The organism is Teredinibacter waterburyi (genome assembly GCF_001922985.1).
Classification (GTDB): Bacteria; Pseudomonadota; Gammaproteobacteria; order Pseudomonadales; family Cellvibrionaceae; genus Teredinibacter; species Teredinibacter waterburyi.
On sequence record NZ_MRUH01000099.1, the window covers coordinates 1 to 708 of the forward strand.

General features: G+C 38.4%; 1 protein-coding gene. It reads left to right on the top strand.

Annotated features, from left to right (window positions below; translation table 11 throughout):
* Window positions 1-636 (top strand): hypothetical protein (locus IDZ20_RS06960; protein ID WP_223144923.1); only part of this gene is annotated, 636 nt, incomplete at its 5' end.
* Window positions 637-708: the final 72 nt, after the last annotated feature.

The following is a 708-nucleotide window of genomic DNA, read 5'->3' on the forward strand; positions in this document are numbered from 1 at the left end:
CGCGTAGCTCCATTTTTACACAAACGCTCACAGCAAAAATTGCAGGTGAGCTTGGCGTTAGATTTTAAAGGAACAAACATGAAAAAGTTCTTTAGGAAGATGTTAGGAATGGATTCGATCAATAGTTCAAATAGTTTCAGGCATTATAAAGAATTTGATACTGAAGGCTCCGGTTATTTTTGTGAGTTTGATTATCCGAATGGTTCTAAGGATGAGCTGAAAGTAAAAATTGATAATCTGGGCGTATATCCAGCCGATAGTAACCCGCCTGGCTACTTTATTTTTACAAGAGATAGTATGGGAAAAGAAAATGGAATTTATATCCGTATTGGAGAAGCTAAACTGGACATAGCTATATATAGCAGTTCAGATGGCCAAATGAGGCCGGATGGTCTTAGCATTGAGAAAATGGATATAGTTACTCTTGATGCGTCTATTGATGTTGTACTTTTAAACAAAACAATAGAACACGAATTTGATGGTGGCAGAATTGGAACTGAACTGCGTCTTGAATGCGAAGTTCTCAAAGATGGAGAAAGCATATATAACAAATATACTTCACTAATAACCTCTCTTGATTTTACTGGCTCGGTAGTGAAATTTGTTAGCTCAAAGGGGCGTGTCTATCATAATTAATCTAACAATCGGCTCCACGCAGACGCCCAAACCTACGCTGCTTTTGTGGGTTTCGCTGCGCTACACTTTACC